The organism is Belnapia sp. AC561, assembly GCF_979252845.1.
Map to the genome: position 1 here is coordinate 22,203 of NZ_CEEDBP010000011.1, position 19,238 is coordinate 41,440.

The 19,238-nt window shown below is 72.7% G+C and carries 17 protein-coding genes; 6 read left to right on the forward strand and 11 right to left on the reverse strand.

Features of this window, described 5'->3' with window-relative positions; all coding sequences use genetic code 11:
- Nucleotides 1-36 precede the first annotated feature (36 nt).
- Together AC0IW9_RS11340 and AC0IW9_RS11345 are read right to left on the reverse strand one after the other, a co-directional pair.
- Entirely contained in the window at nt 37-993 is a 957-nt protein-coding gene (locus AC0IW9_RS11340; RefSeq protein ID WP_471648352.1) for a Bug family tripartite tricarboxylate transporter substrate binding protein, read from the reverse strand.
- Nucleotides 994-997: 4 nt separating this feature from the next.
- The gene (locus AC0IW9_RS11345) at nt 998-1,975 is read right to left on the reverse strand and encodes a Bug family tripartite tricarboxylate transporter substrate binding protein (protein ID WP_471648353.1); all 978 of its coding nucleotides are present in this window, start codon (nt 1,973-1,975) and stop codon (nt 998-1,000) included.
- A gap of 75 nt (nt 1,976-2,050) precedes the next feature.
- On the opposite strand from AC0IW9_RS11345, the gene AC0IW9_RS11350 reads away from it, so the two are divergent.
- Both AC0IW9_RS11350 and AC0IW9_RS11355 read left to right on the forward strand, forming a co-directional pair.
- Nucleotides 2,051-3,136 carry an isocitrate/isopropylmalate dehydrogenase family protein gene (locus AC0IW9_RS11350; protein ID WP_471648354.1) on the forward strand — a complete coding sequence of 362 codons (1,086 nt, stop codon included), beginning with the start codon at nt 2,051-2,053 and terminating at the stop codon, nt 3,134-3,136.
- Nucleotides 3,133-4,656 carry a flavin monoamine oxidase family protein gene (locus tag AC0IW9_RS11355; RefSeq protein ID WP_471648355.1) on the forward strand — a complete coding sequence of 508 codons (1,524 nt, stop codon included), beginning with the start codon at nt 3,133-3,135 and terminating at the stop codon, nt 4,654-4,656. The genes AC0IW9_RS11350 and AC0IW9_RS11355 overlap by 4 nt, the downstream gene beginning before the upstream one ends.
- Before the next feature lie 19 nt (nt 4,657-4,675).
- Here the strand turns inward: AC0IW9_RS11355 and AC0IW9_RS11360 are convergent, their stop codons facing one another.
- Genes AC0IW9_RS11360 through AC0IW9_RS11395 form a run of 8 tightly spaced genes read right to left on the reverse strand, consistent with a single transcriptional unit; the run spans nt 4,676 to nt 11,655 of the window.
- Nucleotides 4,676-5,284, reverse strand: coding sequence for a TetR/AcrR family transcriptional regulator (locus AC0IW9_RS11360; RefSeq protein ID WP_471648356.1), 609 nt, complete (start codon nt 5,282-5,284; stop codon nt 4,676-4,678).
- A gap of 51 nt (nt 5,285-5,335) precedes the next feature.
- Entirely contained in the window at nt 5,336-6,070 is a 735-nt protein-coding gene (locus tag AC0IW9_RS11365) for an alpha/beta fold hydrolase (protein WP_471648357.1), read from the reverse strand.
- A gap of 32 nt (nt 6,071-6,102) precedes the next feature.
- On the reverse strand, nt 6,103-6,858 hold the full coding sequence (locus AC0IW9_RS11370; protein WP_471648358.1) for a hypothetical protein: 756 nt from the start codon (nt 6,856-6,858) through the stop codon (nt 6,103-6,105).
- 44 nt (nt 6,859-6,902) lie between these two features.
- A complete protein-coding gene (locus AC0IW9_RS11375; protein WP_471648359.1) occupies nt 6,903-7,649 on the reverse strand; it encodes a hypothetical protein in 747 nt (248 codons plus the stop codon).
- A complete protein-coding gene (locus tag AC0IW9_RS11380) occupies nt 7,646-8,062 on the reverse strand; it encodes a PaaI family thioesterase (RefSeq protein ID WP_471648360.1) in 417 nt (138 codons plus the stop codon). Before AC0IW9_RS11380 ends, AC0IW9_RS11375 begins: the two co-directional genes overlap by 4 nt.
- A complete protein-coding gene (gene hutI / locus AC0IW9_RS11385) occupies nt 8,062-9,261 on the reverse strand; it encodes an imidazolonepropionase (RefSeq protein ID WP_471648361.1) in 1,200 nt (399 codons plus the stop codon). The genes AC0IW9_RS11380 and hutI overlap by 1 nt, the downstream gene beginning before the upstream one ends.
- Before the next feature lie 2 nt (nt 9,262-9,263).
- Nucleotides 9,264-10,940, reverse strand: coding sequence for a urocanate hydratase (gene hutU / locus AC0IW9_RS11390; RefSeq protein WP_471648362.1), 1,677 nt, complete (start codon nt 10,938-10,940; stop codon nt 9,264-9,266).
- Between the two features lie 31 nt (nt 10,941-10,971).
- Nucleotides 10,972-11,655 carry a phosphatase PAP2 family protein gene (locus AC0IW9_RS11395; protein ID WP_471648363.1) on the reverse strand — a complete coding sequence of 228 codons (684 nt, stop codon included), beginning with the start codon at nt 11,653-11,655 and terminating at the stop codon, nt 10,972-10,974.
- A gap of 114 nt (nt 11,656-11,769) precedes the next feature.
- On the opposite strand from AC0IW9_RS11395, the gene AC0IW9_RS11400 reads away from it, so the two are divergent.
- Complete coding sequence (locus tag AC0IW9_RS11400; RefSeq protein ID WP_471648364.1) at nt 11,770-12,708, forward strand: lipid kinase; 939 nt, start codon at nt 11,770-11,772, stop codon at nt 12,706-12,708.
- Between the two features lie 32 nt (nt 12,709-12,740).
- Here the strand turns inward: AC0IW9_RS11400 and AC0IW9_RS11405 are convergent, their stop codons facing one another.
- On the reverse strand, nt 12,741-14,831 hold the full coding sequence (locus AC0IW9_RS11405) for a hybrid sensor histidine kinase/response regulator (protein ID WP_471648365.1): 2,091 nt from the start codon (nt 14,829-14,831) through the stop codon (nt 12,741-12,743).
- Nucleotides 14,832-15,106: 275 nt separating this feature from the next.
- Here AC0IW9_RS11405 and AC0IW9_RS11410 point away from each other — a divergent pair, with 275 nt between their 5' ends.
- The 3 genes from AC0IW9_RS11410 (at nt 15,107) to AC0IW9_RS11420 (ending at nt 19,163) form a co-directional block, all read left to right on the forward strand.
- Nucleotides 15,107-16,465, forward strand: a complete 1,359-nt coding sequence (locus AC0IW9_RS11410) for a formimidoylglutamate deiminase (RefSeq protein WP_471648366.1) — start codon at nt 15,107-15,109, stop codon at nt 16,463-16,465.
- The gene (locus AC0IW9_RS11415; protein ID WP_471648367.1) at nt 16,462-17,217 is read left to right on the forward strand and encodes an SDR family NAD(P)-dependent oxidoreductase; all 756 of its coding nucleotides are present in this window, start codon (nt 16,462-16,464) and stop codon (nt 17,215-17,217) included. The genes AC0IW9_RS11410 and AC0IW9_RS11415 overlap by 4 nt, the downstream gene beginning before the upstream one ends.
- A 149-nt stretch (nt 17,218-17,366) precedes the next feature.
- Nucleotides 17,367-19,163, forward strand: coding sequence for a putative bifunctional diguanylate cyclase/phosphodiesterase (locus tag AC0IW9_RS11420; RefSeq protein WP_471648368.1), 1,797 nt, complete (start codon nt 17,367-17,369; stop codon nt 19,161-19,163).
- The last annotated feature ends 75 nt before the right edge of the window (nt 19,164-19,238 follow it).

Genomic DNA, 19,238 nt, shown 5'->3' on the forward strand with positions numbered 1-19,238 from the left:
GGGGCTCGGGGGAAGTGCCTTCCCCCGTCTTCCTGTCTACTCCGGCGTCACCCCCGCCCTGGTCAGCACTTCCCGCCACTGCGGGATCTCCCGCCGGATCTGTGCCGCATACTCCTCCGGCCCGCTGGCGACGACCGTATAGCCCAGCGCCTCCAGCCGCGCCGCCGTGGCCGGCTCCTTCGCCGGGGCGATGATGGCCGCATGCAGCCGCGCAACCACCGTCGGTGGTACCCCGGCCGGCATGATGAAGCCCCACCAGCCCAGCGCATCCACCGCCGGCAGTCCGGCCTCGGCCATGGTCGGCACCTCCGGCAGCAGCGGGCTGCGCTTCGCGGCGACGATGGCGATGGGCCGCAGCTTGCCGCCCTGCACCTGGCTGAGCGCCGAGGAGATGGCGACGAAGCCGTAGCGGACGTCGCCGCTGACCAGGCCGGTGAGCTGCGGCCCGCCGCCGCGGTAGCCGACCAGGGTGATGGGCAGGCCGCTGGCGAGCTGGAACTGCACGGCGGTGAGGTGCGTCGGCGCCCCGATCCCGCCATGGGAGATGCCGAGGCCGCCACTCTCCGCGCGGGCCTCCGCCAGCACCTGCTGCACGGTCCGGGCCGGGGCATCCGGGTGGGCCAGCAGCAGCGCCGGGGCGGTCACCGCCAGGCCGAGGGCGCCGATGTCGCGCTCGGTATCGTAGGGCAGCCTCGCCGCCAGCAGGAAGGGGTTCAGCACCAAGGCATTGTCGGCGGTGCCGATGGTGGAGCCATCCGGCGGCGCGGCGACCACCTGCTGGGTGGCGGGGACGGTGGCGCCGCCGCCGCGGTTCTCGACCACGAAGGACAGGCCGCTGATCTCGCTGGCGCGCTGGGCCAGGATGCGGGCGACCAAGTCGCTGCTGCCGCCGGGGCCATAGGGGACGATGACGCGGACGGGGCGGCCAGTCGGTTGGGCGATGGCCGGCGTGGCGAGCAGCAGGCTGCTGCCGAGCAGGGTGCGGCGGTGCATGGCCTCAACCCTCCAGCCGGACATTGGCGATGCGGGCGACCTCGCGCCACTGCGCGATCTCCCGCCGGACGAAGGCGCCGAATTCCTCCGGCGTGCCAGGCGCCGCGGTGCCGCCGAGTTCGAGGAAGCGGGCCTGCACCGCGGGCTGACGCAGGATGGCCCCGACATCGGCATTGACCTGGCGGATGATGGCCTCCGGCGTCCCCGTGGGCGCGCAGAGCCCGGTCCAGCCATAGGCGCCGTAGCCCGGCGCCACCGTCTCGGCGATGGTCGGCACGTCGGGCAGCTGCGGCGCGCGGTCGGGCGTGGTGACGGCGATGGGGATGATGCGGCCTGCCTGGATCTGCGGCAGGGCGGAGGCGACGCTGTCGAACATCAGCTTGACGTTGCCCGAGAGCAGGTCGGCCATGGCCGGGCCGCTGCCGCGGTAATGCACCATGTTGAGCCTGATGCCGGTGCGATGGACGAAAAGCTCGGCCGACATGTGCTGGCTGGTGGCGGGGCCGGCGGTGGCGATGTCGATCGCTCCCGGCGCCGCCTTGGCCGCGGCCACCACCTCGGCCGCGGTCTTCATGCCCAGCGAGGGATGCGCCACGATCAGCAGCGGCAGCACGACGACGTTGGAGATGAAGGCGAAATCCTTCTCCGCGTCATAGGGCAGCCGCGGCAGTACCGAGGGGTTCACGCCGAGCGTGCCGGAGGTGCCGGCGGTCAGTGTATAGCCGTCCGGCGCGGCCCGTGCCCCGGCCTCCAGCGCCGGGGCGCCGGCGCCGCCGCCGCGATTCTCGACCACGACGCGCTGCGGCCAGCGGCGCGAGAGTTCGTCGGCATAGACCCGCGTGAAGATGTCGGCGGCCTGGCCGGGCGGGAAGGGGACGATGATGCGCACCGGCCGCTCCGGCCAGGTGCCTTGCGCACGGACGGCCGGGGCCGCCAGCACGGCGGCGGTGGCGAGCAGCGCGCGCCGGGTGATGAGGGTCATGGTCGTTCCTCCGGATTTGGCCCTGGGTCGGGCTTTGCCGCAGGATAGGGGCCAATCGTCCCAGGGGGAAAGCACATGGCCAGCAACAGCGTAAGGATCGCAGTCCTGCCGGGCGACGGCATCGGCACCGAGGTGACCGCGGCGACGCTCGGCGTGCTGGAGCCGCTGGCGAAGCGCCACGGCATCGGCATCCGCACCGAGACGCTGGCGGCCGGCGCCTTCCACTACCAGGCGACCGGCGATGCCTTCCCGGACGCGAGCTTCCGCGCGGCGGAGGCGTCGGACGCCATCCTGCTCGGTGCCATGGGCTGGCCCGGCATCCGCCGCGCCGATGGCACCGAGATCGCGCCGCAACTCGACCTGCGCTTCCGCCTGAAGCTCTATGCCGGGGTGCGGCCGGTGCGGGCCATTCCCGGCGTGCCGGTGGCGCTGGCCGACCCGCGCGCGGCGGGGATCGATTTCGTCCTCATCCGGGAGAGCACGGAGGGGCTGTTCCATTCCAGCGGCAAGGGGCTGGTGACCGAGGACTATGCCGAGGAGACGCTGCGCATCACCCGCGCGACGACCGAGAAGCTGTCCCGCTTCGCCTTCCGCCTCGCCGAGCGGCGCGCCGCCAAGCGTGGGCGCACGGGGCGGGTGACCCTGGTGGACAAGGCCAATGTCTTCCGCGCCTTCGCCTTCATGCGCGGCGTCTTCGACGGCGTGGCGCGCGAGTTTCCGCAGGTGGAATCGGCGCATCACTACGTCGATGCCATGGCGCTCGACCTGGTGCGCCACCCCTGGGCCTTCGACGTGGTGCCGACCGAGAACATGTTCGGCGATATCCTCTCGGACCTCGCCGCCGGGCTGGTCGGTGGCATGGGCTTCTCGCCCAGCGCCGATATCGGCGACGAGCACGCGGTCTTCCAGCCGGCGCATGGCACGGCGCCCGACATCGCGGGGAAGGGCATCGCCAATCCGACCGCGACCCTGCTCTCGGCGGCGATGATGCTGGACTGGCTGGCGGCGCGCGGGGCCGGGCAGGGCTTCGCCGATGCGGCGGCGGAGCTGGAGGCGGCGGTGGATGGCGCCTTCGCCGCCGGGCTGCGCACCGCCGATATCGGCGGGCCGGATGGCACGGCGGCGGTGGCCAAGGCCGTCACCGCGCGTTTCGGCGCGTGATTTCCCGGCGGGCGCTGCTGCAGGGGGTGGGCGCGGCCGGCGGGCTGCCGGCGGCCATCGCCACCCTGGCGGCGCTCGGCGGGCTGCCGGCCACCCCGGCGCGGGCGGCGGCGCCGGTGCTGCCGCGCGGCGACCGCCGGGTCATCGTCATCGGCGGCGGCATCGCCGGGCTGGTCGCGGCCCTCGAGATGCGGCGCGCCGGCTGGTCCGTGCGGGTGCTGGAGGCCGCCGAGCGCGCCGGTGGCCGCTGCCTGACGCTCCGCGCCGGCGATACGGTGCGGGAAAGCGAGGCACCGCCGCAGCCGGTGGCCTGGGATGCCGCGCCGCATCTCTACTTCAACCCCGGCCCCGCCCGCATCCCGCACCACCACCGTGGCATCCTCGGCTATTGCCGTGCGCTCGGCGTGCCGCTGGAGGTGCAGGTGAACGAGAACCGCGCCGCCCTGCTGCAGGCCTCCACCGGCCCGGTGCCGCAGCGGCGGGTGCAGGCCGACCTTCGCGGCCTCATCGCCGAGCTCGCCGCCAAGGGGCTGGAGCGCGGCACGCTCGAGGCGCCGCTGGACGAGCCCGACCTGGAGGCGCTGCGCGCCATGCTCCGCCGCTTCGGCGCGCTGGGGGCGGACCATCGCTACCACGGCTCCTCCCGCGCCGGCTGGGACCGGCCGCCGGGGGCAGGGCTGGAGGCGCCACGCGCCCTGCCGCCGCTCGATGCCCGGCTGCTGCTGGAGCCGACCCTCTGGGCCGGCGCCGCCTTCACCGAGGGCGTGGACTATGCCGCCACCATGCTGCAACCGGTGGGCGGCATGGACCGCATCGCCGCCGCCCTGGCCACGGCACTCGGCGAGGCGCTGGTGCCCGGCGCCGAGGTCGTCTCGCTTCGCCGCGGCGAAGCCGGTGCCCGGGTGCGCTGGCGCTGTGCCGACGGGATGCGGGAGGAGACCGCCGCGCAGGTCCTCATCACCCTGCCGGCGCCGCTGCTGGCCCGGCTTGATACCGACCTGCCGGAGGCGCGCCGCGCCGGCCTCGCCGCGCTGCATTATTCCTCGGCCGCCAAGCTCGCCTTCCGCTGCGCGCGCCGCTTCTGGGAGGAGGACCACGCCATCTACGGCGGGATCTCCTGGACCCCGGGCGAGGCCACCCAGCTCTGGTATCCCTCGCATGGCTTCCACGCCGAGGGCGGCATCCTGACCGGCGCCTATATCTGGGATGACAACCTCGGCGAGCGTTTCGCCGCCCGCCGCCCGGCCGGGCGTGCCGCCGCCATCGCCGCCGATGGCGAGGCGCTGCACCCGGGCCTGGGCCGGGAGGTCTCGGCGCCCGTCTCCGTCGCCTGGTCGCGCATGCCGCGGGCCGGCGGCGCCTGGGCGGAATGGACCACGGCGCAGCGGCGCGATCTGTACCCGCTGCTGCGGAGCCCCGAAGGCCCCTACCACTTCGCCGGCGAATACCTCTCCTGGCTCACCGGCTGGCAGGAGGGCGCGGTGCTTTCGGCCTGGAATGCGCTGGAGGGGATGGCCTAAAGGGGGGGGGCCTAAGCGGCTACCGCCGCCCGAGCAGGGCGGCGACCCCGGTATCGAGGATGCGTTCCGGCGGTGGCGCCCCGCTGCCCGGTGGCGGCATGCCTACCCGTTCCAGCATCGCCACGCCATGCGACAGCGCCCAGATCTGCAACGCGACCAGCCGCGGCTCCGCCACCCCGGCCGGCAGCACCCGGGCGACCGCCCGGGCCAGCCCCTCGAAGGGCTCCCGCTGCTCCGGCACCGCCGGCTCCGCCCCCGCCGGCGGCTGGAAGGCGAACATCGCGGCGTAGTACCCCGGCTCCTCCCGGGCGAAGGCGAGATAGGCCGGGCCCATCCCGGACAGCGCCTCGGTGGGGGAGGCGGCCCCGCCCGCCGCGGCCTGCAGCCTTTGGCCAAACAGGGCGAATCCGCGCCGGCAGAGCTCCGCCAGCACCTCCTCGCGGTCCTTGAAATGCCGATAGGGGGCGGAGGGCGAGACCCCGGCCCGTCGCGCCGCCTCGGTCAGGGTGAAGCCCTGCGGCCCGCGTTCGGCCACCAGGGCGCGCGCGGCCTCCAGCAGGGCCTCCCGCAGATTGCCGTGGTGATAGCCGCGCCGGGCGGCCGGTTCGGGGGAGGGGTCCGCTGCCATGACCGGCAGAAAGCCCGTAAGCTCCTGTAACTGCAAGCCCTGGGGCGTCGCCTAGCCGATGGCGGCCAGCATCCGGGCCAGCTCCTCCGGCGCCGTCACCATGGCATCGTGCCCGGTGGCGATCTCCTGCCAGGACCAGCCTTCTCCCCCCGAGGCCGGCCGCGCCCGCACCCAGTCCCGCGCCCAGTCAAGCGGCGCGTACCAGGGGGCGGAACAGGCGATGTAGGTGCAGGGCAGCCCATTGCCGACCGGTCCGCCCAGCCGCAGCGGGGTGCGGTAGGTCCCGGCCGGATGCGGGGTCAGCCGCCGCCGCACCCAGGGGGCGAGGGGATGGTCCTCCGGCACGCCGAAGGCGCTGACCGGCGGCGGCGGCGCCACGATCCCGGCGCCCTGCTCGGCCACCAGCCGGCGGCGCTCGGCCGCGACCTCCGGCCGCATCCGGCCCCAGGGGGTCTGGCCATCCTCCAGGATCATCGCATCGAGGTAGACCAGGTGCCGGATGCGCCCGGGCACCCGGTCCGCCGCGCCGGAGATGCCGTTGCCGCCGAAGCTGTGGCCGACCAGCACCACATCCTCCAGCTCCTCCGCCTCCAGGTGCCGGACCACATCCTCGACGAAGGTATCCAGGGTGATCTGCGCCGAGAGCAGGTGCGCCCGCTCGCCGAGGCCGGTCTGGGTCGGCGTCGTCACCCGGTGGCCCGCGGCGCGCAGCCGCTCCGCGACATCCCGCCAGCACCAGGCGCCATGGAAGGCGCCGTGCAGCAGCACATAGGTCTTGCCGGCCATCGCCTTGCTCCCGCGTCTTTGCCGGGAGCCTATCAGAAGTCCACCGCGAGGATCACCTTGCCGGCCCAGCGGTCGCTGGCATGCGTCAGGCCATGGCCGAGCCCGACATGCAGGGCGAAGCGGTTGGAGAGCTTCACGTCGGTGGTGACGAAGAGCTGGTGCGCCTGGCCGCGGGGGGCCTCCGGCCGGTCGATGCGGCCGAAGTCCATGTAGTGCTCGACGCCGAGCCAGACGGTCTCGGCCACTTGCCGCACGCCGCGCACCGCCGGGGCGAAGATGGCGCCGCCGCGGCCGAGCGGCATCTCGACCGCCGGGTTGAGGATGAGCTGCCAGCGCTCGTAACGCAGGTCGATGATCGGCCGCAGGGTCACCGCCCAGTCGGCCTCGGAGAAGCGGGCGGACTGGTAGCGCAGCTCGACGTCCATGCCGTAGGCGAAGGGCCGGTCGGCGGCGCCGGGGCTGATGAAGGTGTTCCGCACCTTGAAGCCGCCGCCGTAGATGTCGCCGGTGAACTCCCGGGCGACCGGCAGGAAGACCGCGATCTCGTGCCAGGGGGCGGTGGGGAAGCCGATCTCCGGGGTGAGGAGCATGCCGTTGCGCGGGGCGCCCTGCTCCCGCGGGCTGTCCAGCCGGCCGCGGCGGCCGAGATTGTAGTGCAGGTTCAGGTCGACCGAGCCCGGCTCGCCGATGCGGCCGTCGAAGATCTGGAATTCGTCGAAGCCGGCGGCCCCGGCGGGGGTAATGATGGGGGTGGCGAGCAGCAGCAACAGGGCGAGCAATCGGCGCATGGGGGGTCCCTCCGTCCGGCGCAACGTGCCGACACCAGAAGGGTTCAGAAGCTGAAGCCGAAGATCGTCTTCACCGCCCAGCGGTCGCTCTGCGGCGTCAGCCCGCGGCCGATGCCGAGGTTCACGTCGACCGTGCCGAGCTTGAAGTCCGTCACGGCGAAGACCTGGTGCGCCTGTCGGTCGAACTTGGCGAAGCGGCCGGGGCTGGAGAAGTCGGAATAGGTCTCGACGCCGAAGGAGAGGTCCGGCCGGACGCCGTAGGAGACGCGGTTGGCTGGCAGGAAGGCGGTGCCCTGATGGCCGCCGATGCCGAGGCCGATGATCGGGTTGGTCGTCAGCTCCCAGCCGCCCAGGTGGATGCCGAGGATCGGGCGGAACTCGAGGTTCCAGAAGCTGCGGGAGAAGCGCTGCGGCGCCCAGGACAGCTCGGTGTTCAGGCCGTAGAAGACCGCGCGGTTGCCGGCATCGGGGGTGACGAAGAGGTTCCGCAGCTTGAAGCCGCCGGAGTAGAAGCGGTCGTCGCGGAAGGCGAAGGGCAGGTAGAGCCCGACCTCGTAGAAGGGGGTCACGCCATAGGCCAGCTCCGGCGTGCCGTTGACCGTGCCGCGGGCCGGCAGCCCGCCCGGGTAGTCGCGGCCGGCGCGGGCCCGCAGGCCGTAGTTCAGGTGCTGCAGCAGCGACCATTCGCGCGGTGCCGCGATCTCCCCGGTATAGACCTGGATCTCGTCCACCGCCCGGGCCGGGCCGAAGGGGGCCAGCAACAGCAGCGCTGCCACCAGCCAGCGCGTCATGGCGCGATCACCGCCCAGGTGGTCGTCACATGCACGGCGATGGCCTCGCTGCCTTCCGCCCGTAGCATGATGTCGCCGAAGACCATGCGCTTGCCGCGCTTGACGATTCGGGCTTCCGCCAACACCGGGCCGGAGCCGGCGGGGCGGAGGAAATTGACCGTCATGCTCGACGTCACGCTCTCGTCTTTGCCGCCGGTGACGGACAGCAGCGCCGCCCACATCGCCACGTCGGCCAGGCCCATCAGCGCCGGGCCGGAGACGGTATTGCCCGGGCGCAGCAGCAGCGGCTGGGCCGGCAGGCGGACCACGGCGGTGCCGGCCTCGGCCGAGACCACCTCGATGCCCCAGGCGCCGGCGAGCGGCACCCCGCGGTGGATGATGGCCGTCATCTCGGCCAGGCTTGGCGTCTGCATCAGCATCCTTCCAGCACCCGGCCCAGCAGAACACGACCCTGGCAGGGATTCCACCCGAACCAATAGCAGAGCTCGGCCGGACGGGTGATCCCGTACAGTGCCAGGTCGCAGCGCAGCCCCGGCGCCAGCCGGCCGCGGTCGGCCAGCCCCAGCGCCGCCGCGGCATGGCGGGTGACGCCCAGCAGCGCCTCCTCCACCGTCAGCCGGAACAGGGTGCAGCCGAGGTTCAGCATCAGCAGCAGCGACTGCGCCGGGGAGGAGCCGGGGTTCATGTCCGTACTCAGCGCCATGCGCACCCCGGCCGCGCGCATGGCGGCGATATCCGGCCGCCGCGGCTCCCGCAGGAAGTAGGTGGCGCCGGGCAGCAGTACCGCGACCGTGCCCGCCGCGCCCATCGCCGCCAGCCCGGCCGCATTGGCGCATTCGAGATGGTCGACCGAAAGCGCGCCATGCTTCGCGGCGAAGGCCGCGCTGCCCATGTCGGCATGCTGGTCGCCGTGCAGCTTCACCGGCAGCCCGGCCCGGCGCGCCGCCTCGACCACCAGCAGGGTCTCGGCATCGTCGAAGCCGATCCGGTCGTGGAAGACATCGACGGCATCGGCGAGACCCGCGGCGGCGGGGACGATCTCCTCCGCCACCAGCCGGGCATAGTCGGTGCGGCGTCCGGCGTATTCCGGCGGCACCGCATGGGCGGCGAGCAGCGTCGTCTGCACCGCGACCGGCAGCCGCTCGGCCAGCTGCCGGGCGACGCGGAGCTGGCGCAGTTCCGCCTCCCGCTCCAGCCCATAGCCGGATTTGATCTCGATAGTGGTGACGCCCTCGGCAATCAGCGCCCGGGCGCGGGGCAGGGCGGCAGCGAGCAGCGTCGCCGCATCGGCCGCCCGCGTTGCCCGCATGGTCGAGAGGATGCCGCCGCCCGAGGCCAGGATGGCGGCGTAATCCTCGCCGGCCAGGCGGCGTTCGAATTCATCCGAGCGGTCGCCGCCGAAGACCAGGTGGGTGTGGCAATCGATCAGCCCGGGCAGGATCCAGGCGCCGGCGCAGTCCACCGTCTCGGCGGCGGGGCCCGGCAGCGCCGCGCGCGGGCCGACCCAGGCGATGCGGCCGTCCTGCGCGGCAATGGCGCCATCCGTCACCACCCCGAGGCCGGGGCCTTCCATGGTCGCAAGGTCGGCGTTCAGCCAGACGCGGTCGAACATGCTCAGCGGCCCAGCATCGGCAGGTCGAGGCCGTGCTCGCGGGCGCAGTCGATGGCGGTCTCGTAGCCCGCATCGGCATGGCGCATGACCCCGGTCGCCGGGTCGTTCCAGAGCACCCGCTTCAGCCGCCGCGCTGCATCGGCGGTGCCGTCGCAGACGATGACCATGCCGGCATGTTGGGAGAAGCCCATGCCGACGCCGCCGCCATGGTGCAGCGAAACCCAGGTCGCCCCGCTCGCGGTATTCAGCAGCGCATTGAGCAGCGGCCAGTCGGAGACAGCGTCCGAGCCGTCGCGCATCGCCTCCGTCTCCCGGTTGGGGGAGGCGACGCTGCCGCTGTCGAGGTGGTCGCGGCCGATGACGATGGGGCCGATCTCGCCGCGCGCCACCATCTCGTTGAAGGCGAGGCCCAGCTTGTCGCGCACCCCGAGCCCGACCCAGCAGATGCGGGCCGGCAGGCCCTGGAAGGAAATCCGGGCGCGGGCCATGTCCAGCCAGCGGTGCAGATGGGCATCGTCGGGGATCAGCTCCCGCACCTTGGCATCCGTACGGTAGATGTCCTCCGGGTCGCCCGACAGCGCCGCCCAGCGGAAGGGGCCGATGCCGCGGCAGAAGAGCGGGCGGATATAGGCGGGGACGAAGCCGGGGAAGCCGAAGGCGCCGGTCAGCCCTTCCTCCTTGGCCATCTGCCGGATGTTGTTGCCGTAGTCGACCACCTGGGCGCCGCGGGCCTGGAAATCCAGCATGGCCTGGACCTGGGCGACCATGCTGCGCTTCGCCGCGGCGGCAACGGCGGCCGGGTCGCGCTCCCGCAGCTCGGCCCATTGCGCCAGGGTCCAGCCGGCGGGGAGGTAGCCATTGGCCGGGTCGTGGGCGCTGGTCTGGTCGGTGACGATATCCGGCACCACGCCGCGGCGGACCAGCTCCGGGAAGACCTCGGCGGCATTGCCGAGCAGGCCGACGCTGATGGCGCGCTTTTCGTCGCAGGCGCGGCGGATCATGGCGAGGGCGGTGTCGAGGTCGTCGGCCTTGTGGTCGAGATACTTCGTCTCCAGCCGCTTCTCGATGGAGGAAGGCTGGCATTCCACCGCCAGTACGCAGGCGCCGGCGAAGACGCCGGCCAGCGGCTGCGCCCCGCCCATGCCGCCGAGCCCGCCGGTCAGGATCCAGCGCCCGGCGAGGTCGCCGCCGAAATGCTGCCGCCCGCACTCGGCGAAGGTCTCGTAGGTGCCCTGCACGATCCCCTGGGAGCCGATGTATATCCAGGACCCCGCGGTCATCTGGCCGTACATCATCAGCCCCTTGCGATCGAGCTCGGAGAAATGCTCCCAACTCGCCCAGCGGGGGACGAGGTTGCTGTTGGCGATCAGCACCCGCGGCGCATCGGCATGGGTCTCGAAGACGCCGACCGGCTTGCCGGATTGCACCAGCAGCGTCTGGTCCTCGCGCAGCCGGCGGAGCGTCTCGACGATGCGCTCGTAGCTGGCCCAGTCGCGGGCGGCGCGGCCGATGCCGCCATAGACCACCAGCTCCCCGGGCTTCTCCGCCACCTCGGCGTCGAGGTTGTTCATCAGCATCCGCAGCGGCGCCTCGGTGGTCCAGGCGAGCGCGGATTTCTCCAGCCCGCGCGGCGCGCGGATGGCGGGGGCATTGCGGAAGCGGCCTAGGGTATCGGTCATGCCGGCAGAGTAATCGGCCGGCGGCCCGCCGTCATCCGCGACGAAGGAGGGGCGCCAGGCGCAGCACCAGCCAGCAGCCCATGGCCCAGGCCGCGCCGAGGCACCATCCCGCCAGCACGTCGGTCGGCCAGTGCACGCCGAGATAGACCCGGCTGCCGCCGATCAGCAGGGTCAGCAGCACCGCCACGCCCAGGATATAGCCCTGCCGCCGCCGCTGCGTCGCCGCCCCGGCCAGCAGCGCGCCGAGCGTGAGGTAGCCGACCGCCGAGAGCATCGCATGCCCGCTCGGGAAGCTCAGCGTCTGCACATCGACCAGATGCGCGACCAGCGCCGGGCGCGGCCGGTCGAAGCCCTGCTTCAGCAGCGTATTGAGCAGCAGGCCGCCGGGCAGCGAGACCAGCAGCAGCAGCGCCGCCTTGCCCTGCCGGGCCAGCAGCAGGTAGCCGAAGGCGATCAGCGCGAAGAGCCCGAGCACCGGGATGCCGCCCAGCGCCGTCATGTCCCGCATCACCAGCCCCAGCCAGGCCGGGCCGATCGGCTGGGCCGGGTCCCCGGGCTGGCGCAGCGCCATCAGCACCGTCTCGTCGAAGCGATGCTCGCCATCCTCCAGCAGATCGGCCAGCAGGGCGAAGCCCAGCAGCCCGCCGGCGCAGACCGCCAGCGCCAGCAGCGGTATGGCCTGCCCGGCCAGCAGCCGCCGCAGTCGGGGCCCCATGCTTGGCCCATCCTGGCGATCGGCCATCGTCCCATCCGGCCCGGTACCCACCATCCCGCATCCTCCCGGCGCACCACGACACGCGCCTGCGGCAACCCTTGGCGCCCTCAGCGGTTGCAGCGGCGGAATAGCAACGGGAGCCGGGTCATTACCGCAGCGAGGAAGGGCCCCCATGCCCTGCTGATCGTCAACCGCCGCGCCCGCAGCGGGGCCGATGCCGCCGAGGCCGCCCGCGACGCGCTGGAGGCCGCCGGCATGGCCGTCACCCCCTTCGACCCGCCGGAAGGGATGCCCTGCACCGAGGCCATCCTGACCGGCACCGCCGGCGGGGATATCGACCGGGTGGTGCTCGGCGGCGGCGACGGCACGCTGAACGGCGCCATCCCCGGCCTGCTGCAGACCGGGCTGCCCCTCGGCATCCTGCCGCTCGGCACCGCCAACGACCTCGCCCGCAGCCTCGGCATCCCGCTGGAGCTGGAAGGCGCCGCCCGGGTCATCGCCGAGCAACCGCCGCGCCGGCTTGACCTCGGCGAGGTGAATGGCCATCGCTACTTCAACGTCGCCAGCGTCGGCTTCAGCGCCGAGCTGGCCGGGGAGATGAAGGCCGCGGCGAAGAAGCGCTGGGGCAAGCTCGGCTACGGCATCGCCGCCTTCGGGCTGCTGCGCCGCGCCCGGCCCTTCACCGCCACGCTCATCCATGACGGCCAGGTGAAGCGGATCAAGACGATCCAGGTCTCGGTCGGCAACGGCAAGCATTATGGCGGTGGCATGACCGTTGCCGCCGAGGCGCGGCCGGACGACGGCGTCCTCGATGTCTATAGCCTCGAGATCGCGCATTGGTGGCGACTGGTGGCGCTGCTGCCCTGGCTGCGCAGCGGCACCCAGGGCCGCTGGGACGATGTCCGCGCCTTCCGCACCACCGCCATGGAGCTGCGCACCCGCAAGCCGCGCCCGGTCAATACCGACGGGGAGTTGGTGACCCATACGCCGGCGGTCTTCCGCCTGCTGCCGGGGGCGCTGAAGGTCTTCGCCCCGCCGCAGCCGCCCGCCTGAGCCATTCCGTCTGAACCACTCCGGCCTGGCCCTCAACCGGCGAGGATGGCCTGGACCCGCTCGGCCAGGGCGGCGGTGGGGAAGGGCTTGGTCATCACATGCATGCCGGGGTCCAGGTGGCCATGGCTCAGCACCGCATTCTCGGCATAGCCGGTGATGAACAGCACCTTCAGCCCCGGCCGCAGCTCCCGGGCCGCATCCGCCACCTGCCGGCCGTTCATGCCGCCCGGCAGGCCCACGTCGGAAATCAGCAGGTCGATCCGCACGGGCGATTGCAGGATGGCAAGGCCGGCCGGGCCATCCGCCGCCTCGATGGTGGCGAAGCCCAGCTCGCCGAGCACTTCCGTCACCAGCATCCGCACCGTCGGCTCGTCGTCCACCACCAGCACCGTCCCGCCCGTGGCGGCCGGGGCCGGCGGCAGGCGCCCGGCAGCCTCGGCCGGTTCCTCCGCCGGCGCCTCGCCCAGGTGGCGGGGCAGATAGAGGCAGATCATCGTCCCCCGGCCCGGCTCCGAATAGATCCGGGCCTGGCCGCCGGATTGCCGGGCGAAGCCATGGATCATCGAGAGGCCGAGCCCGGTGCCGAGGCCGGTCGGCTTGGTGGTGAAGAAGGGGTCGAAGGCCCGGGCCGCCACCTCCGGGGTCATGCCGACGCCGGTATCGCTGACGCAGAGCGAGATGTACTGCCCCGGCGCCAGCCCATGGGTCACCGCCGTGCGGGTATCGAGCCAGCGGTTGGCTGTCTCGATCGTCAGCCTGCCGCCATCGGGCATCGCGTCCCGGGCATTGATGCTGAGGTTGAGCAGCGCGTTCTCCAACTGGTTGCGGTCGACCATGCTGGGCCAGAGCCCGGCCGCGGCCACCACCTCCACCACCACCGCCGGCCCCATGGTGCGGCGGATGAGATCGGCCATCCCCGCCACCAGCTGGTTGGCATCGGTCAGCTTCGGCTCAAGCGTCTGCCGGCGGGAGAAGGCGAGCAGCCGGTGGGTCAGCGCCGCCGCCCGGTTGGCCGCGCCGCGCGCCGCCAGGGTATAGCGGGGCAGGTCGCCGATCCGGCCCTGGGCGATGCGCGTCCCGATCATCTCCAGGCTGCCGATGATCCCGGTCAGCAGGTTGTTGAAGTCATGCGCGATCCCGCCGGTGAGCTGGCCGACCGCCTCCATCTTCTGTGCTTGGCGGAGCTGGTCCTCCGCCCGCTCCAGCGCCTCGGCCCGCTGCTTCTCGGCGGTGATGTCGCGGCCATAGGCATAGATCACCGCGCCCTCGGCCGCGGTATTCCAGGAGATCCAGCGCGCCGAGCCGTCCCGGTGCCGGTAGCGGTTCTCGAAGCGGGTCAGGTCCTGCTGCGCCGCCGCGCTCTCCAGCCCCGCCTGGGTGCGGGCCGCATCCTCGGGCAGCACGAAGTCGAGGAAATGGCGGCCCACCACCTCCTCCGGGTCATGCCCAAGGATCTCGGTCCAGGCCGGGCTGACGGCGGTGAAGGTGCCGTCGGCCCGCAGCACCACGATCAGGTCGCGCGAGTTGCGCCAGACCCGGTCGCGCTCCGCCGTGCGTTCGGCGACGCGCTGCTCCAGCTCCCGGTTCAGACTTGCCAGGGCGGCGGCGGTGTCGCGCTGCCGGCGCTCCGCCAGCACCTTCTGCGTCGTCTCGACGACAACGGCGATGACCCCGACCGGCTCGCCCGCCTCCCCGATGATCGGGGAATAGTCGAGGTTCATCCAGACCTGTTCCGGCTGGCCGCTGCGATGCAGCACCAGCTCCTGGTCCCGGTAGGCCAGGGTCCCGCCGGCCAGGCCGATGCGCATGACGTGGTCGTTGAACTCCGCCACCTCCGGCCAGCCCTCCCGCACGCGGGAGCCGAAGAGGCGCGGGTGGCGGCCGCCGGCGAAGCCGGAATAGGCATCGTTGTAGATCATGATGCCCTCCTCGCCCCAGAGGGTGACGATCGGCACCGGGGAGTGGAGGATGAGCTGCACCGTCGCCCGCCGGCCCGGCGGCCAGCCGACGATGGGGCCGAGGCTGGTCGCGGCCCAGTCGAAATCGGCCACGAGGCGGGCGGTCGCGCTGCCGCCGGACAGCACCGCGGGATCCGCGGCGACCCGGCCCCCATCATCCGCCATGGGCCGCTAGCCGCCGGCCGGCATGGTGCCGGTTTTCCTTCCGGCGTCCGGTCGTCGGGGATCCGGTGGCTGCCCGGGACATCCCGGCGCCGGCAGGGCGATGAGTCTCGGCATTGCGAATCATTATCGCCATGCTTAGCTTTAGGAAAGGTACAACCCGGTGAGTGGTCCGTAACACCGCCGCGCGCCGCTGGCGCTTGCGGGGCAGGGCGGGCCTTGTCCGGGGAAGGGGCCTCGGCCATTCCGCCCGGCGCCGGTCCCCGGCATGATGCGGCATGCCCGATTTCTTCGCCCCCGCCGCCCTGCTGCCCGATGGCTGGGCCCGCGACGTCCGCATCGCCGCCGATGCCGCCGGCTGGATCACCGCCGTCACGCCCGATGCCGCCCCCGGCACCGCGCAGCGGCTGCGCGGCAGCCTCATCCCCGGGGTGCCCAACCTGCATTCCCACGCCTTCCAGCGCGCCATGGCCGGCGCGACGGAACGCCGTGGCCCCGCGGGACAGGACAGCTTCTGGAGCTGGCGGGAGGTGATGTACCGCTTCACCGGCCGGCTCGGCCCGGAGGCGCTGGAGGCGATCGCCGCCCAGCTCTATGTCGAGCTGCTGGAATGGGGCTTCACCGGCGTCGCCGAATTCCACTACCTGCACCATGCCCCGGACGGCAGCCCCTATGCCGCGCCCGCCGAGATGCTGCTGCGCCACCTGGCCGCCGCCCGCCGCACCGGCATGGGCATCACCCTGCTGCCGGTGCTCTATCGCCATGGCGGCATCTTCGGCCTGCCGCCGTCCGAAGGGCAGCGCCGCTTCCTGCACGACCTCGACCCCTATCTCCGCCTGGTCGGCGCGGCACGGGCGGCGACCGCCGGGGATCCGCAGGCGGCGGTCGGGGTCGCCCCGCATAGTCTCCGCGCCGTCACGCCGGCGATGCTGGCGGCGCTGGCGGGGGAGGCGGGGCCGATCCATATCCATGTCGCCGAGCAGCCGCGCGAGGTCGCCGAATGCCTGGCCGCGACGGGCGCCCGCCCGGTCGAATGGCTGCTGGCCAACCTGCCCCTCGATGCCCGCTGGTGCCTGGTCCATGCGACGCACATGACCGCGGCCGAGACCGCCGGCCTCGCCGCCACCGGCGCCGTCGCCGGCCTGTGTCCCACCACGGAGGCCTCGCTGGGCGACGGGCTGTTTCCGCTGCCCGAGTGGCTCGCCGCCGGCGGCGCCTTCGGCATCGGCACCGACAGCCATGTCGGCATCGCCGCCCGCGACGAGCTGCGCCTGCTGGAGACCGGCCAGCGCCTGCTGCGGCAGTCGCGCAGCATCGCCACCACGGAGGCCTCGCCCCATCCCGGCCGGCGGCTGCTGGATGGCGCGCTGGCCGGCGGCGCCCAGGCGCTCGGCCGGCCGGTCGGGGCCATCGCCCCGGGGCTGCGCTGCGACCTGGTGGAATTGGATGGCGACCACCCCTCGCTGGCGGGCCATGCCGGGGATAGGCTGCTGGATGCCTGGGTCTTCTCCGGCCAGCACAACCCGATCCGCACCGTCATCGCCGGCGGCCAGCGGGTGGTGGAGGCCGGCCGGCATGTCCAGGCGCGCGAGATCGGCGAGGCATTCGCCAGGGTGATGCGGGGGCTGCTGGCATGAGTGACGGAATGCTGCACGGCAAGGTTGCCATCATCACCGGCGGCAGCCGCGGGATCGGCCGCGCCATCGCGCTGGCCTTCGCCGAGGCCGGGGCCGATGTGGCGATCTGCCACCTGGGCGATGCCGAGCAGGCCGCGACCCTGGCCCAGGCCGTCACCGCCCGCGGCCGCCGTGCCTTCGCCCAGGACTGCGACGTCGCCGACCCGGCCGCGACCCGCGCCTTCGCCGCGGCGGCGGAAGCGGCGCTCGGCCCCTGCGACATCCTGGTGAACAATGCCGGCATCAACCTGCGCGGCCCCTTCGAGAGCGTGACGGAGGAGGTCTACGACCGGGTCATCGACGTGCATGTGAAGGGCATGTTCTTCATGGCCCAGGCCGTCTATGCCGGGATGGTGGCACGGGGCCGCGGCAAGATCATCAACCTCGCCAGCCAGCTGGCCTTCAAGGGCGGGCCGAACATCACCCCCTACGGCACCGCCAAGGGCGCCATCATCGGCTTCACCCGCAACCTGGCCTGGGAGGCGGCGCCGAAGGGCATCCAGGTCAATGCCATCGCCCCGGGACCGATCGAGACCGACCTGACCCGGTCGCGCGGGCCGGACTGGAAGGCGATGATCGAGGGCTCGATCCTGGCCGGGCGGCTCGGCCGGCCGGAGGAGATCGCGGCGACGGCGCTGCTGCTGGCCGGGCCGGGCGGGGACTACTACGTCGGCGCCACGCTGTCGCCGAACGGCGGCGACGTCATGCACTGAGGTGGGAACGTTGCAGCATTGATTCAGGATTCGGCGACTTGGTCCTGTACTTGGTCCTGTATAGATGAGGCGCGGTGCAATGGATAACTTTCGGTTGACGGAGTGCCTCGATAGCTGCGTCAATTGCGTTGCCATTGCACAGGTCTGGAATGCCCTTCTCGCATGAAGCCGCGCGTCTTGCGGCGCTCCATCAGCTCGATCTGCTCGATACCGGGGCGAGCGAAGCCTTCGACCGCATCACCCGCATGGCGGCCCATCTCTTCGGCCTGCCGATCGCCGCGGTCTCCCTGACCGACCACGACCGGCAATGGTTCAAATCGCGCATCGGGGTGGCGCATCAGTCGATCCCCCGCCATCAGGCACCCTGTTCCCAGGTGGCCGAGACGACGCGCCTCCTCGTCATTCCCGACCTGCTGGCCGACCCCGATTACCGCGACTGCCACCTGGCCCGCAGCGGGATCCGCTTCTATGCCGGCGCGCCGCTGATGACGCGCGACGGCTTCGGCCTGGGCGCCATGTGCGTCCTCGGCGCCGAGCCGCGCGATGCCTCGGCGACCGAGCTGGCGGCGCTGCACGACCTGGCCGCGATGACCATGGCGCAGGTCGAGCTGCAGCATGCCTTCGGCCGGATCGAACCCTTGAGCGGCATGCCCAACCGGATCCAGTTCGCCGAGGATCTGAAGGACTTGGTCGGCGACCGGCCCTGCCACGAGCCGTGCCTCGCCGTGCTGATCGAGGTTGCCAGCCCGGAGGAGCACAGCAATGCGGTGCGGGTGATGGGCGCACCCTATTTCGATGCGCTGGTCGCCGGGATGGCCAGGACGATCCGGGCCGCGATCGGCCCCGCCGCCAAGGCCTATCATGTCAACGCCACCCAATTCGCCTTCCTGGCGGAGCCGGGCAGCGTCGCCGCCAGCTACCTGCCGCGGCTGGAGGCGAAGCTGGATTTCGCCCGCCAGGACGCCGGCATGCGCTACGTGACCACCCCGGCCGCCGGCGTCGTGCCCTTCGAGCTGGGCCGGGTCGAACCGCAGGACCTGCTGCGGATGGCGCATAGCGCGGCGCAGGATGCCCGCAAGTCGGCCCAGGCCTGCGGCCTCTATTCCGCCGACCAGGACCAGCTGCATACCCGCCGCTTCGCCCTGCTGAACGACTTCGCCGGGGCGCTCGAGGCCGCCGACCAGCTGCGCCTGGTCTTCCAGCCGCGCGTCGACCTGGCCACGAGGGCCTGCCTGGGGGCCGAGGTGCTGCTCCGCTGGCGCCATCCGACCTTCGGCGAAGTCTCGCCCGGCGAATTCATGCCGCTGGTGGAGCAGACCTCGATGTCACGGGCGGCCACGGCCTGGGTGCTGGAAGCCGCCCTTGGTCAGCTCAGCCGCTGGCGGGCGGCCGGGCATGCGCTGGAACTCTCGGTCAATATCTCGGCGGCCAACCTGCAGGAGCCCGATTTCGCCGCCCGGCTGCAGGAGGCCCTGGTCTGGCACGCGGTGCCGGCCGCGAGCCTGGAGCTGGAGCTGACCGAGAGCGCCATCATGCAGGATGCGGGCAAGGCGCTCGCCATGCTCGAGGCCATCGCCGGCGCCGGCATCCGCCTGGCGATCGACGACTTCGGCACCGGCTACAGCAGCCTCGCCTATCTCCAGCGGCTGCCGGCCCAGGTGGTCAAGGTGGACCAGTCCTTCGTCCGCGGGCTGGTGGGGGACGAGCGCAAGCAATCCCTGGTTGCAACCATGGCCTCGCTCTCGCACGACCTCGGCTACCGGGTGGTGGCGGAGGGGGTCGAGACGGAGGAGGCCCTCCGCGCGATCACCACCGCCGGCTGCGACGAGGCGCAGGGCTATCTCTTCGGTCGCCCGATGCCGGCCGGCGAATTCCTCGCCTGGTGGCGCGACAGCCGGGAGCGCCAAGGCCAGCCCTCCCCGGACCAGCGGGCCGCCGCGGCCTGAGGCAGGCCGCGCTGGCGCCGCCGCCAGCCTCCTGTCATAACCGAAACGGGAAGAACGCGCCCTCCACGGCACCGA